The following is a 318-nucleotide window of genomic DNA, read 5'->3' on the forward strand; positions in this document are numbered from 1 at the left end:
AAAACGATGCGAAATCGCTGAAAGTCACAAACTTGTTTTGTGGCAAGAAGCGATTTGACCAACCGAGTAAAACGAGGGCGGTAGGCTTTTTGTTTTTATCCTGATGAGCGTCCAGCGAAGAAAGGGAAAAACAGGGGGAGCCGAAACGAAATGACACGCCCCAGCGATGGCAAGTGAACCCCAGTGAACGTGTTTCGTTTTGGGGGCAAAGCCCCCCGTCAAGCGAAGCGTCTGACCACCACATTTTTTGAGCGACCAAATACAGGGGCGAAAAAAGGGGGTGGTCAGACGAACGGGCAGTGAAGTTTGACGGGCTTT

1 protein-coding gene is annotated in these 318 nt (G+C 50.9%); it reads right to left on the bottom strand.

The window, feature by feature from the left end; genetic code table 11:
* Nucleotides 1–24 precede the first annotated feature (24 nt).
* The coding region (locus BHE89_RS24105) for a hypothetical protein (protein ID WP_216080955.1) at nt 25–318 on the bottom strand (294 nt) is incomplete at its 5' end.

The organism is Shigella sp. FC1967 (assembly GCF_001743005.1).
GTDB lineage: Bacteria > Pseudomonadota > Gammaproteobacteria > Enterobacterales > Enterobacteriaceae > Proteus.